Source organism: Achromobacter sp. ACM04, from assembly GCF_014851465.1.
Classification (GTDB): Bacteria; Pseudomonadota; Gammaproteobacteria; order Burkholderiales; family Burkholderiaceae_B; genus Achromobacter; species Achromobacter aegrifaciens.
The window spans coordinates 1,806,116-1,818,712 of sequence record NZ_JACUZS010000001.1; the positions used below are offsets into that span (position 1 = coordinate 1,806,116).

General features: G+C 66.0%; 13 protein-coding genes. 2 read left to right on the forward strand and 11 right to left on the reverse strand.

The annotated features are described in order from the left end of the window. Positions 1-22: 22 nt before the first annotated feature. Genes IB259_RS08385 through IB259_RS08400 form a run of 4 tightly spaced genes read right to left on the reverse strand, consistent with a single transcriptional unit; the run spans position 23 to position 3,989 of the window. Complete coding sequence (locus IB259_RS08385; RefSeq protein WP_192328532.1) at positions 23-1,204, reverse strand: ABC transporter substrate-binding protein; 1,182 nt, start codon at positions 1,202-1,204, stop codon at positions 23-25. A 41-nt stretch (positions 1,205-1,245) separates the two neighbouring features. Continuing rightward, entirely contained in the window at positions 1,246-2,283 is a 1,038-nt protein-coding gene (locus IB259_RS08390; RefSeq protein WP_175181409.1) for a branched-chain amino acid ABC transporter permease, read from the reverse strand. 3 nt (positions 2,284-2,286) lie between these two features. Further along, a complete protein-coding gene (locus IB259_RS08395; protein ID WP_054456130.1) occupies positions 2,287-3,165 on the reverse strand; it encodes a branched-chain amino acid ABC transporter permease in 879 nt (292 codons plus the stop codon). Continuing rightward, on the reverse strand, positions 3,165-3,989 hold the full coding sequence (locus IB259_RS08400; protein ID WP_175162167.1) for an ABC transporter ATP-binding protein: 825 nt from the start codon (positions 3,987-3,989) through the stop codon (positions 3,165-3,167). Before IB259_RS08400 ends, IB259_RS08395 begins: the two co-directional genes overlap by 1 nt. Before the next feature lie 230 nt (positions 3,990-4,219). Here IB259_RS08400 and IB259_RS08405 point away from each other — a divergent pair, with 230 nt between their 5' ends. Then, a complete protein-coding gene (locus IB259_RS08405) occupies positions 4,220-5,023 on the forward strand; it encodes an enoyl-CoA hydratase/isomerase family protein (RefSeq protein ID WP_192328533.1) in 804 nt (267 codons plus the stop codon). Between the two features lie 36 nt (positions 5,024-5,059). Here the strand turns inward: IB259_RS08405 and IB259_RS08410 are convergent, their stop codons facing one another. Genes IB259_RS08410 through IB259_RS08420 form a run of 3 tightly spaced genes read right to left on the reverse strand, consistent with a single transcriptional unit; the run spans position 5,060 to position 8,039 of the window. After that, positions 5,060-5,836: an enoyl-CoA hydratase/isomerase family protein gene (locus tag IB259_RS08410; protein WP_054456124.1), complete on the reverse strand. Its 777-nt coding sequence runs from the start codon at positions 5,834-5,836 to the stop codon at positions 5,060-5,062. A 14-nt stretch (positions 5,837-5,850) separates the two neighbouring features. Beyond that, complete coding sequence (locus IB259_RS08415) at positions 5,851-7,062, reverse strand: CaiB/BaiF CoA-transferase family protein (protein WP_225596787.1); 1,212 nt, start codon at positions 7,060-7,062, stop codon at positions 5,851-5,853. A gap of 2 nt (positions 7,063-7,064) precedes the next feature. After that, entirely contained in the window at positions 7,065-8,039 is a 975-nt protein-coding gene (locus IB259_RS08420) for a tripartite tricarboxylate transporter substrate binding protein (protein WP_054456123.1), read from the reverse strand. A gap of 126 nt (positions 8,040-8,165) precedes the next feature. On the opposite strand from IB259_RS08420, the gene IB259_RS08425 reads away from it, so the two are divergent. After that, complete coding sequence (locus IB259_RS08425; protein ID WP_054456121.1) at positions 8,166-9,125, forward strand: LysR family transcriptional regulator; 960 nt, start codon at positions 8,166-8,168, stop codon at positions 9,123-9,125. Here the strand turns inward: IB259_RS08425 and IB259_RS08430 are convergent. The 4 genes from IB259_RS08430 to hscA form a co-directional block, all read right to left on the reverse strand. Further along, a complete protein-coding gene (locus IB259_RS08430; protein WP_175162163.1) occupies positions 9,118-10,002 on the reverse strand; it encodes a methylglyoxal synthase in 885 nt (294 codons plus the stop codon). The genes IB259_RS08425 and IB259_RS08430 overlap by 8 nt on opposite strands. 138 nt (positions 10,003-10,140) lie before the next feature. Next, positions 10,141-10,335 (reverse strand): Fe-S cluster assembly protein IscX, encoded by a 195-nt coding sequence (gene iscX / locus IB259_RS08435; protein ID WP_013394591.1) that lies wholly within the window; start codon positions 10,333-10,335, stop codon positions 10,141-10,143. Then, positions 10,335-10,676, reverse strand: a complete 342-nt coding sequence (fdx, locus tag IB259_RS08440; protein ID WP_013394592.1) for an ISC system 2Fe-2S type ferredoxin — start codon at positions 10,674-10,676, stop codon at positions 10,335-10,337. Before fdx ends, iscX begins: the two co-directional genes overlap by 1 nt. A gap of 9 nt (positions 10,677-10,685) precedes the next feature. After that, complete coding sequence (gene hscA / locus IB259_RS08445; RefSeq protein ID WP_054456114.1) at positions 10,686-12,548, reverse strand: Fe-S protein assembly chaperone HscA; 1,863 nt, start codon at positions 12,546-12,548, stop codon at positions 10,686-10,688. Positions 12,549-12,597: the final 49 nt, after the last annotated feature.

Here is a 12,597-nt window from a genome sequence, read left to right on the forward strand (position 1 = left end):
ATGTCCAGGGTTCACAGCCGCCTCACTTCAGCACGATCCAGTCGGATGCCGGCACCATCTGCTTCTGCTTCACATCGGCGCGATAGATCCGGCCCACCGGGATGGAGTTGCCCTTGATCGAGATCGGCACGCCGATCAGGCCGCCCGTGTCGAAGTCCTTGATGCCGTCCAGCGCCGCCTTCATGTTGGCGCTGGTCAGTTCCTTGCCGGCGTCCAGCGTGCGCTTGGCGACCTCGGTGAACAGCATGGCGGCCAGGAAGCCCTGCATGTAGCCGGTGCTCTGGTACTGCGGGCGCATTTCGCGGATCTTCTTCAGCATCGGCGCGTCGGCCGCCGTGTCGTAGTAGTAGCGGTACGGCATCACGCCCATGAAGCCTTCGGCATCCTCTCCCATCTGCATCACGGTGGAGTTGTCCATGGTCCAGAACGTGCCCATGTAGCGCGTCTTCAGGCCCATGCGCTTGCCCTGCCCCACGAACTCGGGAATCGGCGCCAGCACGTAGCCGTGGAAGATGGTGTAGTCCGGATCGGCGCGACGCAGCTTGATGACCTCGGTCGACACGTCCACGCTGCCCGGCGGCGTCATGATCTCGGTCGCGACCTTCAGGCCCAGTTTTTCCGCCACCGCGCGCGAGCTGGCGATGGGATCGCGGCCGAACTCGGTGTCCGAATACACGAAAGCCACCTTGGCGCCCGGCTGTTCCTTGGCGATGTAGCGCAGCAGGATGCCGAACATTTCCGTGTAGTCAGGCCCCAGCATGAACTGCGCCGGATACTTGGCCGGATCGTTGAGTTCCGTGGCAAAGGACGCGCCGGTCATCAGGATGTCGCCCGTGCGGTTCAGCTCGGCGTTGATGGTCTTGGAGAAGCCTGTTGAGTCGCCGTAGTAGAAGTTCACCTTGTTCTGGCTGGTGATCTTCTTGAAGGCCGCCACCGACGCGTCCACCTTGTAGGCGGTGTCTTCCGGCACGTAGCGCAGCTTGCGGCCCTTTACCCCGCCCTGGTCGTTGACGATCTTCACGTAGTCGGTGATGCCGGCGTGGATGCCCTGCCCGGCGAAGGCGAACACCCCGCTCAGCGGGATGGAGCCGCCCAGCACCAAGTCCTCGGCCGCCTGCGCGGCGGGCGCCGTCGACAGGGCCGCCGCCAGGCCCAGCGGGGCCAACAACCTCGATAAACCGCTGCCGATCCGGATGCGCTTCATGGTTAGTCTCCTGAGGGTCTTATGGATGGCCGCCGCCATGGCTAGGTACGGAAAGGCCAGAGGTGGAAGTAGCGGCGCACGCGCCGCCAGATTTCCGCGAGCCCGTGCGGCTCGAAGATCAGAAAGCCCACGATCAGCAGGCCGAAAACAATGGTGCGCACCGGCGAAATCAGGCGCAGCGCGTCGCCGCCCACCGGCAGCCAGCCCACGATCAGCTTGAGCAGTTCCGGCACCATGGTCATGAAGATGGCGCCCAGGATGGACCCCAGGATCGTGCCCATGCCGCCCACGATGATGGCCGCCAGGAAGAAGATCGACATGATCAGCGGGAAGCTCTCGGGCGTGACCACCCGGAAGAAATAGGCCCACATGCCGCCCGCCACGCCGGCATAGAACGAAGACAGGCCGAACGACAGCAGCTTGTAGCGCAGCAGGCGTATGCCCAGCACCTCGGCCGAAATGTCGCGGTCGCGTATGGCGATGAAGGCGCGCCCGATGCGCGTGCGGAACAGGTTGGCCGCCCCCAGCACCATCAGCGCCGTCACCGGCACGATCAGCCAGTAGATCTTGAACGAGGTATCCAGGTCCACGCCCAGCACCCGCGCCGGCGGCACCTGCAGGCCGGTCGTGCCACCCGTGAACTGCCAGTTGGCGAAGATGAAATGCGCGATGAACGACGCGGCGATCGTGGCGATGGCCAGGTACAGGCCCTTCACTCGCAAGGACGGAATGCCGACCAGCAGGCCGCCCGCCATCGCCACCAGCCCTCCGGCGACCAGATTGAGCAGCACCGGCGTGCCCAGCCGCTGCTCCAGCACCGCGACCGTGTACGCCCCCAGTCCCATGAAGGCGGCCTGCCCCAGGCTGACCAGGCCGGTATAGCCCGTGAGGATATTCAGTCCCGTGGCGCTGGCGACGTTGATCGCCACCAGGCAGGCCAGGTACAGCCAGTAGGCATCCGCCACGAAGGGAAACATGACCAGGGACGCAGCCAGCAATACCAGCCACGCCTTCTGCGTACGGGTGTCGAACAGCGCTTCGTCCGCAAGATAAGTCTGCTTGGCAGTCGCGATGCGCATCGGTCAGAGCCTCTCGATTTCACGGGTGCCGAACAGGCCATAGGGCCTGACCATCAGCACCACCACCAGCACGATGAAAGTGGCCAGCAATTTGTATTCGCCGCCCATGTAGGCGCCGGCCCAGGCTTCCAGCAGGCCGATGAACACGCCGCCCACCAGGGCGCCCGCCACGCTGTCCAGCCCGCCCACGATGACCACCACCAGCACCGACAGGCCGAACACGCCCATCGACGAGGAGATGCCGCCGATCGCGCCCACGATCACGCCCGACACCGCGGCCAGCGCGCCCGCCGCCACCCAGGCCAGCGAAAACACGCGCGGCACGTTGATGCCCATGGCGTAAGCCGCGCCCTGGTCCGAAGCCGTTGCGCGCAGCGCCACCCCGCCGCGCCAATAGCGGAACACCACCAGCACCAGCAGCGCCAGCACTACCGCCACCCAGAAGCCGTAGAACACCTTGGGCGCGACGAAGGCCTCGCCTATCATCACCGGCGAGCGCGGCATGAATTCCGGCAAGCGGCGCTGGTCCGCCGTCCAGATCAGTTCGACCACGCCCACCAGGATCGACGCCAGCCCCACCGTGATCATGAATACCGAGATCGGCGCTTCGCCCAGCATGGGACGGATGGTCAGCCGCTCGACCAGCGCCCCCAGCGCGCCCGACACCACCACCGCTCCCACGATGGCCAGCCAGATCGGCCATTCCATGCCGGTGGCAAAGGCATAGAACACGTAGGCGCCCAGCATCAGGAATTCGCCGATGGCGATGTTCACCACCCGGGTCGCCTTGTAGACGATGACGAAGGCCAGCGCCGCCAGCGCATAAAGCCCACCGCTGCCCAGCCCGGCCAGCGTGACTTCCAGGAAGAACAGCATGTCCATCAAGCCGCCTCCCGCAGGCGCCGCCGCAGATCGCCGACGTCGCCCGCGCCCAGATAAGCCTGGATGACCTGCGGGTCTGCCTGCACCTGCGCCGGCGTGCCATCGGCAATGACTTGGCCGAAGTTCAGCACCACCACGTGGTCCGACAGGTCCATCACCATGCCCATGTCATGCTCGACCATCAGCACCGTCACGCCCCATTCTGAGCGCGCGTCCAGAATGAAGCGCGCCATGTCGTCCGTCTCTTCGCGGTTCATGCCCGCCACCGGTTCGTCCAGCATCAGCACCCTGGGATTCATGGCCAGCGCCCGCGCCAGCTCCACCCGCTTTTGCAGGCCGTAGGACAGCGCGGCCACCGGCGCGTGGCGGATGTGGTCGATCTCCAGAAAGTCGATGATGCGTTCTTCGATGTCGGCGCGCAGCGCCATCTCTTCGCGGCGCGCCCGCCCGAAATACAGCAAGGCATCCAACACATTGGTCCGCAGGTGGGCGTGGCGGCCCAGCTTGATGTTGTCCAGCACCGTCATGCCGCGGAACAGCGCAATGTTCTGGAAGCTGCGCGCCAGGCCCAGCCGGGCGCGTTCGGGCGCCGCCACGCGCGTGATGTCGCGACCCTGGAAGCGGATCTGCCCGGATGCGGGGCGGTAGAAGCCGGAAATGGTGTTGAACAGCGAGGTCTTGCCCGCGCCATTGGGGCCGATGACCGTGGTGATGGACCCGGACTCCACGCGAAAGCCCACACCGGTAAGCGCCTTGACCCCGCCGAACGCCAGCGTGACCCCATCCACCTCCAGCAAGGGAGGGCTGTCGGACTGATCCACCATTTGTCTCCTCGCCTTTACATGCGAAGTTTTTATCGACGTTGGTCTGGCGAACCCGCGAGGCAGGAGATGCAACGAACCTGTCTTTACCTACGCCAGTACAGCGCCGGAAAATCGTTCTATGCGTTACGCTAAGCGTGCTTAAAAGAAAACCAAGCAAGCGCTCGGTTCAGACCATAGCATCGCGGTTTTTGGATCGACAGTTGGTACTTACCCGATAACGGAGACTCGCCATGACCCAAGAACACCCCGCCTTCCAGACGCTGTTTCTGGAAACCGACGGCGCGATCGCGACCGTGACGCTGAACCGCCCCGACGCGCTGAACGCCATCGACGTGGCGATGGCGCAGGACTTGCAACGGGCCGCGCAATGGCTGGAAGCGCGCAATGAAATCCGCGCCGTGCTGCTGCGCGCGACGGGCAAGACTTTCTGCGCGGGCGGCGACATCAGCATGTTCACGGGCGAACCCGCGTTGGTGCGCGCCACGCTGCTGGACCTGTTCACGCCATTGAACGACTTCATTGCGCGCATCGCCCGCATGGACAAGATCTGGATTGCCCAGGTCCACGGCATTGCCGCGGGTGCGGGCCTGTCGCTGGTCTTGGCCTGCGACCTGGCCATCGCCGACGCCGACGCCCGCTTCATGACGGCCTACCTCAAGCTTGGAGCGACTCCCGACGCCGGCATGACCCACGGTCTCACGCGGGTGCTGGGCGCCCGTCGCGCGCTGGACTTGCTATTGCGCCATGACCCGTTCCCCGCCAGCGACGCGCTGGCCTGGGGCATCGTCACGCGCACCGCCCCAACCGGAGGACTCGCGCAAGCCGCGCGAACCTACGCGCAAGAGATTGCCCGCCACGCGCCGCACGGCATCGCGGGGGCCAAGGGCCTGCTGCGCTCGGCCGAACACGCCACGCTGGAAACCCAACTGGCCGAGGAAACCGCGCGCTTTCTGGACAGCGCCTCGCGCACGGACTTCGCGGAAGGCGTACGGGCATTCCGCGAGAAGCGGACGCCGCAGTTCAAGGGCGAATAGGCCCGGAGGTACGTCTGGCGGCGGCTCCACCCCGCCTCACCGCAGCCCGCTCCAGTCGGGCGCGCGCTTTTGCACGAAGGCGCTCAGGCCCTCGCGCGCCTCGGACGTGGCGGCTGAGTTGCAGAACACCTCTACCGCCGTTGCAACCCTGCGCCGGTACTCGTTGTCATTGCTGTAGACGAAAGCGCGCCGCCCCAAGGCCAGGACTTGCGGCGGCTTGTCCGCCAGCGAGCGCGCCAGCAGGCGGGCCTGCTCCAGCAATTCCGCCGTGGGCGCAACGCGCGCCACCAGCCCCAGCCCGTGCGCCTCCTGCGCATCGAAGATGCGCCCGGTGAACAGCAGGTCGAACGCCCGGTGCTTGCCCACGACGCCCGGCAAATGCACGTAATGTATCGCCGGCAAGACGCCGACATCGATTTCCGGATAGCCGAAAGTGGCGGTGTCCGCGGCCACCACCAGGTCGCTGGAAATGGCCACCGTCATGCCGCCGCCGCGCACTGCGCCCGACACCACCGAGATTGAAGGCTTCGTCAGGTTGAACTGCGTGTCGTAGAGCTTGATATACAGCTTGGACAACAGCGCGTGGATCCGCGCCGGCGTGCTGTCCAGCAACTTCTTCATGTCCAGCCCGGCGCAGAAGCGCCCAGGCAAATCGCTGGCCAACAGCACGGCGCGCACCGCGGGATCGGCATTGGCCCGTTCCAGCGCGGCGATCAGCGCGTCCAGCATGTCTTCGTCCAGAGCATTGACGGGCGCATGGCACATATGGATTTCCGCAATACGATCGCGGACTTCGTAGCGCAGGAATGTCATCTATCTTCTCGCATTCAGGAATGGGTTTGCACGCTGCCCGACGCCAGCAGCGCTTCGATTTCAGCTTGCGCGTAGCCCAGCTCGGCCAGGACTTCGCGAGTGTGCTCACCCAGCACCGGCGCGGGCAGCGCAGCCTGGCGAGGCTGGCGGCCAAACCGTATCGGCAGGCCGACGTTGCGGACCTCGCCCAGCACCTTGTGCTCACTCTTGACGATCAGTTCGCGCGCAGCGACCTGCGGATGCGCCAGCGCCTCGTCCAGCGTGTGGATGGCGGAACAAGCGATGCCCGCGGGCTTGAGCGCATCCAGCCATTGCGCCACGCTGCGCGTCTGCATGCGCGCCTGGACCAGCGCGACGGTCTCGGCGAAATGGCGGACCCGGTCGGCGTTGGTCGCGAATTGGGGCGCATCGACATGGTCCTGCAGTCCCGCGACCGCGCAGAAACGCTGCCATTGCGCATCGTTCCCCACGCCCAGCATGATGTCGCCATCGGCCGCGCGAAATGCCTGATAAGGACACATGGCCGGATGGCCCGTGCCCATGCGGCGCGGAATTTGGCCGGTGCGCCAGTAGTTCTGCGCCATGTACGACATCAGGCCGAGCGAGGTGTCCAATAGGGAAACGTCCAGATACTGGCCCTTGTCGGTCTGGCTGCGCTCCAGCAGCGCGGCCAGGATCCCGCTCAGCGCGAACGAGCCCGTGCCCAGGTCCACAGGCGAGAAGCTGGCGCGCGCGAAATTTCCGTCCGGCTCGCCCATGGTGCTGATCATGCCGCTGAAGGCCTGCAGCATGACGTCGTAGCCCGGCTCCTCGCCCATCGGGCCCTCGCGACCATAGCCCGATATCTCGCAGTACACCAGACGGGGATTGAGACCGCTGAGCGTCTCGTAATCCACCCCCAGGCGCGCGGCGGTCTTGCCGCCAAAACCCTGCAACACCACATCCGACTGTTGCGCGAGGCGGTGCACCACGGCGCGCCCTGCCGGCGTCTTGAGATCCACGGCCAGGCTGCGTTTGTTGTGGTTCACCGCCAGGAAAGTCGCGGATTGGCCGGCATCCTGCGGCAGCCAGGCGCGCGTATCGTCGCCCTTGCCCACGGGTTCGACCTTGATCACCCGCGCGCCCAATTCGCCCAGATACTGGCCGCATAGCGGCCCGGCCAGCACCTTGCTCAGGTCCAGGACGGTGATGTTCTTCAACGGCGTCATGCGTGCTTCAGTCGACATGATTACTGCTCGCCCTTCAGGCCGATGGTTTGCGCGGCCTGGGTCCATTGCGCGGTTTCACGCTTGAAGAACGCATCCAGTTCGGCGGGGGCGACCTGGAAAGCCTCTGCGCCGCGCTCCTGCATCGCCTTGCGGTAGGCATCGCTCGCGACCACGCGGGCCACGGCCTCGCGCAGCTTCCGCACCACGTCCGGCGGAGTGCCCGCGGGAGTCTGCAGGGAGAACCAGAACTTGAGATCCAGGCTGGGATAGCCCGCTTCCTTCAGCGTGGGCACGTCCGGCAGCAAGGGCGAACGCTCGGCGGCGGTAATCGCCAGGGCCCTCAGCCTGCCGCCTTGCACCTGGCCGAGGCTGGTCGACATGCTGTCGAACAGGAAATCGACCTGTCCGCCGATAACGTCGGTCACTGCGTTCGCGCTGCCCTTGTAAGCCACGCCCACGGCCTGAAAGCCCGCAAGCTGCTGCAACGACGCGCCATAGACATGCGGCGAACTGCCCGGACCGAAGGTGGCATAGCTGAGCCCGTTCTTCATGTCGCGGCCGCGCTGGACCAGCTCGGCCAGGGTCTTGACCGGCGTGCGCTCGGGATTGACCACCAGCAGATTGGGCATGGCGCCCGTCGTGCCGACCGGCACATAGTCCTGCAGCGGAGCCATCTTCGCGCTCGGGTACATCAGCGGATTGATGGCCTGCATGGCCACCGTGTTGTGCATCAGCGTGTAGCCATCCGCGGGACCGTTCAGCACGCTTTGGTAGCCGACATTGCCGCTGGCGCCCGGTTTGTTCTGCACGATGACCTGCTGTCCCAATTCGCGCGCCAGAGGCTCGGCCACCAGACGCGCGATGAAATCAGTCGGACCGCCGGCCGAAAACGGCACGACCAACGTAATGGGCTTGGCAGGCCAGGTATCGGCCCACGCCGGGCCGGACAGCGCCGCCGCAGTCGCACAAGCGGCAAGAATTCTCTGGAACGCCATGATGTCTCCGTTGTGTTCTTAGAGGGATGGCGTCCATTATGCGAAGCGTCTTGATATATTAGAAATACCGTTTAAATATGCAGGCCATAATAAATTTGTGATGGCCTGCCTGCACGAGGTTTACGCATGTCGATGTCAATCCGCGCGATGCAATGCTTTGTCGCCGTGGTCTCCACCGGATCGATCAGCCGCGCCGCGGCCGCGCTGCACGTCGCGCAGCCCGCGCTAAGCCTGCTGATACGCAATCTGGAAGAGGATCTGGGCGTGGTGCTGTTGCATCGCAGCGCTCGCGGGGTCACGCCAACGGCCGCGGGATCGCGCATGCTGGCGCACGCACGCGAGATTCTCGGCCGCATCGACGCGGCGCGCGCCGACGTGCGCGAAGACATCAGCGCACCGCGCGGGACCGTCTCGCTGGCCATGTCCATGTCCATGGCCAAGCTGCTCACTGTGCCGCTCCTGCGCTTTTCCCTGGAACACTGGCCCGGCGTCTACCTGAAGATCATCGAATCCAGCACCGGGTACATCCCGGGCTTCGTCAGTTCCGGCCATGCCGACCTGGGACTGACGTTCAGCGACGACGCCTCGGTCGACCTGCGCTTCCAGCACCTGATAGATGAAGAACTGGTCGTGGTTTCGCCGCCGCCGGCCAAGTCGCGCAAAAAGCCGGCCCCAGCCGCGCTACATGCGCTGCCGGCCATGGATCTGCACGCGCTCGCCGAATTGCCGCTGGTATTGCCCGGCAGCCAGCACAGCCTGCGCCGCCTGCTGGACCACTATCAGCAACAGGAGCGCGCCGAATTCCGCGTCATTGCCGAGGCCAACGCCATTCCGCAACTGATCGAACTGGCGCAGGCTGGCATCGCGCACACCATCCTGTCTTACGCGGCGGTGCACCAGGAAGCCGCGCGCGGCGAGGTCCTCCTGCATCGCATCGTCAAGCCGCGCCTGGCGCGGCCTGTGTTCCTGTGCAGGTCCGATGTCCTGCCATTGTCCATGGCCGCGTCCGCCGTTGCCGACCGGGTCAGCCGCATCATTACGGACTCCCGGCCTGGCGACCCGCCCACCCGGGCCAGGCTTAGATGACGCGCTTTTCCACCGCCTGCGCCCAGCGCCGCGCCACTACCGGCGAAGTCGCGCAGGTCGCGGACTCGGTCACCACCCGCACCGCGCGTTCCAGCAGCTGGATGTCGGCCTCGTGCTGGCGCGCCACATGCGGATCCTCGAAGAAGATCACACGCTGGCATTGGTGTTCCAGCACCAGCTCCGCGATCTGGGCGTCGCCGCCCAGCGGCCCGCTCAGGTAGCGGTGCACCCAGGGCGTATCCTTGGGCCAGCCGCGCGACCAGGCCAGCTCGTTCAACCGGCCGCCGGTGGTGCCCGTGGCGACGCGCCGCGCAAACCGCGACAGCACGTCGAAATGCTCGCTGGCGAATGCCACCATCTCGTCCTTGAGCGCATCGTGGGCAATCAGCGCCACCGTCTGGCCAGTGAAGTTGAAATGGCGCGAAGCCGAGACGTCCGGCGCCAAGCCGGCGTGGACCCGTTCGACTTCCATCCATTCGATGGCGCCGGCAAGCGTCGAGATGAACGGGCGGCCGTGCGTGATGCACTGGCGCTTGAGCGCCAGCGCCTCCGGGAAAATCGACGACGGGTCGACGGGATCGATCAGATAGATCGCGCCGTCGAACGGCGCCTGCCCGTCACGCCCTTCCGTCACCCGGGCCACCAGCTTCATCAGGCCGCCCTCGCGGCCGTACGGATAGCGGATCAACCCGCCGTAGCCCTGCAGCATGCCCTCGCGCACGATCGCGTCGTGCGTGCGGCCGACGGTGTGCAACTGCACGCCCAGCTCGCGTATCGTGCCCGAACAGGCGCGCAGCCAGGTAAACAGCGCGGCATCGGGAGTTTCGTGGTGCAGCCGGTTGGCGGCCAGGCCAAAGCGCAATTGGGCAGCGGGCATCGGTGGACTCAGGCAAGTAGGGACAACAAGAAGATCCTTGATGATACCGTGGCGGGCATGGCCGCGGCAGCTTTGGCCCCGATCCGCCGCGCTCAAAAACAAAAACGCTCCCCGCAGGGAGCGCTTTTGGTCTGGCGATCAGTCCGCCTCGTCGATCCAGGCCATCTGAATGGCCTCCAGGATCTTCTCGCCGCAATGCGCGGGGTCGTCGTTGAAGCCTGGCAAGGCCAGGACCCACTCGCGCAGCTGCACGAAGCGCAGCGTCTTGGGATCCTCGTCAGGATGCGCGTCGAGCAGAGCCTCGGCGATCTGGTAGGTGTCGGTCCACTTCATCAATGGCCCTCTTTGGCGTGGTTGATGGTGTATTTGGGGATCTCGACCGTCAGGTCGGCGTCCGTCACCAGCGCCTGGCAGGACAGGCGCGAGGTCGGGGTCAAGCCCCAGGCCTTATCCAGCAGATCCTCTTCGTCATCGGTCGCGTCTTCCAGCGAAGAATAGCCCTGCTTGACCACCACGTGACAGGTCGTGCAGGCGCACGACAGTTCGCATGCGTGTTCGATGTCGATGTGGTTATCCAGCAGCACGCGGCAGATCGACACGCCCTTGGGCGCGTCTTCGATCACGGCGCCTTCCGGGCAGTAGTCGGGATGAGGCAATACAGTCAGTTTCGGCATAGCGTGTTATCAGGCAATCTCATCAAGTTTGCGGCCCGCCAGCGCGGCGCGGATGCTGCGGTCCATGCGGCGCGCAGCGAAATCATCGGTCGCGGCCGACAGGGCCTGGACCGCGTCCTTCACTGTGTCCACGTCCTGCGCATCCTGGGCGGCGATGGCAGCCTGCAGGCATTCGTCCACGCGCTTGCGTTCTTCGGCGTCCAGCAGATCGCCATCGACGGCCAGCGCGGCCTGCACCGACTCGACCAACTGGCGCGCGTCCACCTGTTGCTCGCGCAACATGCGGGCGCGTGCATCGGTGTCGGCTTGCGCCACGCTGTCTGCCAGCATCTGCGCGATCTCGTCGTCGGTCAGGCCATAGGACGGCTTGACCGACACCATGGCCTCGACGCCCTTGCTCTGCTCGCGCGCGGTCACGCTCAGCAGGCCGTCGGCGTCCACCTGGAAGGTCACGCGGATGCGTGCTGCGCCGGCCACCATGGGCGGAATGCCGCGCAGCTCAAAGCGCGCCAGCGAGCGCGAATCGGAGACCAGGTCGCGTTCGCCTTGCACCACGTGGATGCTCATGGCCGTCTGGCCATCCTTGAAGGTCGTGAATTCCTGGGCGCGCGCCACGGGAATCGTGCTGTTGCGCGGGATGATGCGCTCCACCAGGCCGCCCATGGTTTCCAGCCCCAGCGACAGCGGGATCACGTCCAGCAACAGCCAGTCTTCGCCGGGAGCGCGGTTGCCCGCCAGCAGATTGGCCTGCAAGGCGGCGCCCAGCGCCACCACCTGGTCCGGATCGAGGTCGGTCAGCGGTTGCGTGCCGAACAGCTTGCCCACGGCAGCGCGCACGACCGGCATGCGCGTGGCGCCGCCGACCATCACCACGCCGCGCACATCGGCTGGCGTCAGCGAGGCGTCGCGCAAGGCGCGGCGCGCGCAGTCCAGCGTGCGCACGATCAGGGGCTGCGCCAGTTCTTCAAATGCCGCCCGCGTCAGGTTCGTGTCCACGGTCCGGCCATCGGACAATTCCAGCTTCAGGCTGGCCGCATCGGCGTCCGACAAGGCTTCGCGCGCAGCGCGCGCCGCCATCAGCAGGCGGCGGCGGTCCGCCGGCGAAAACTCGCCAGCAGCGAGTCCGGCCACCACGTGATCGACGATCAAGGCATCGAAGTCGTCGCCGCCCAAGGCGGTATCGCCGCCCGTGGCGATGACTTCGAACACGCCCTGGGTCAGGCGCAAGATGGAAACGTCGAACGTTCCGCCGCCCAGGTCGTACACCGCATACACGCCTTCGGCGGCATTATCCAGGCCGTAGGCAATGGCCGCCGCCGTGGGTTCGTTCAGCAGGCGCAGCACGTTCAGGCCGGCCAGACGCGCGGCGTCTCGCGTCGCCTGGCGCTGGGCGTCATCGAAGTAAGCGGGCACCGTGATGACCGCGCCGACCAGGTCATCGCCCAGCACGTCCTCGGCGCGCTGGCGCAGGACGGCCAGGATCTGCGCCGACACTTCAACCGGGCTCAGGTCGCCCTGGACGGTGCGGATGCGCACCATGCCAGGCGCGTCCACGAATTCGTACGGCGCGCGGCTGGCGCGCGCCTCTTCCAGCGAACGGCCCATGAAACGCTTGACCGACACAACGGTATTCAGAGGATCTTCGGCCTGCTGCGCGAGCGGATCGCGCCCCGTGGTGACCTTGCCGCCGGCGAAATAGCGCACGGCGGAAGGCAGCAAGGCGTGGCCTTGCTCGTCCCTCAGCACTTCGGCGACGCTGCTGCGCACGGCCGCGACCAGGGAATTGGTGGTGCCCAGGTCGATCCCGACCGCCAGCTTGCGCTGGTGAGGCGCGGGCGATTCGCCAGGCTCTGATATCTGCAATAAGGCCATGATTCTGTTTTTTTGGTCAGTAGGCGGCGCTGTGCCGGCGCCCGTCTCG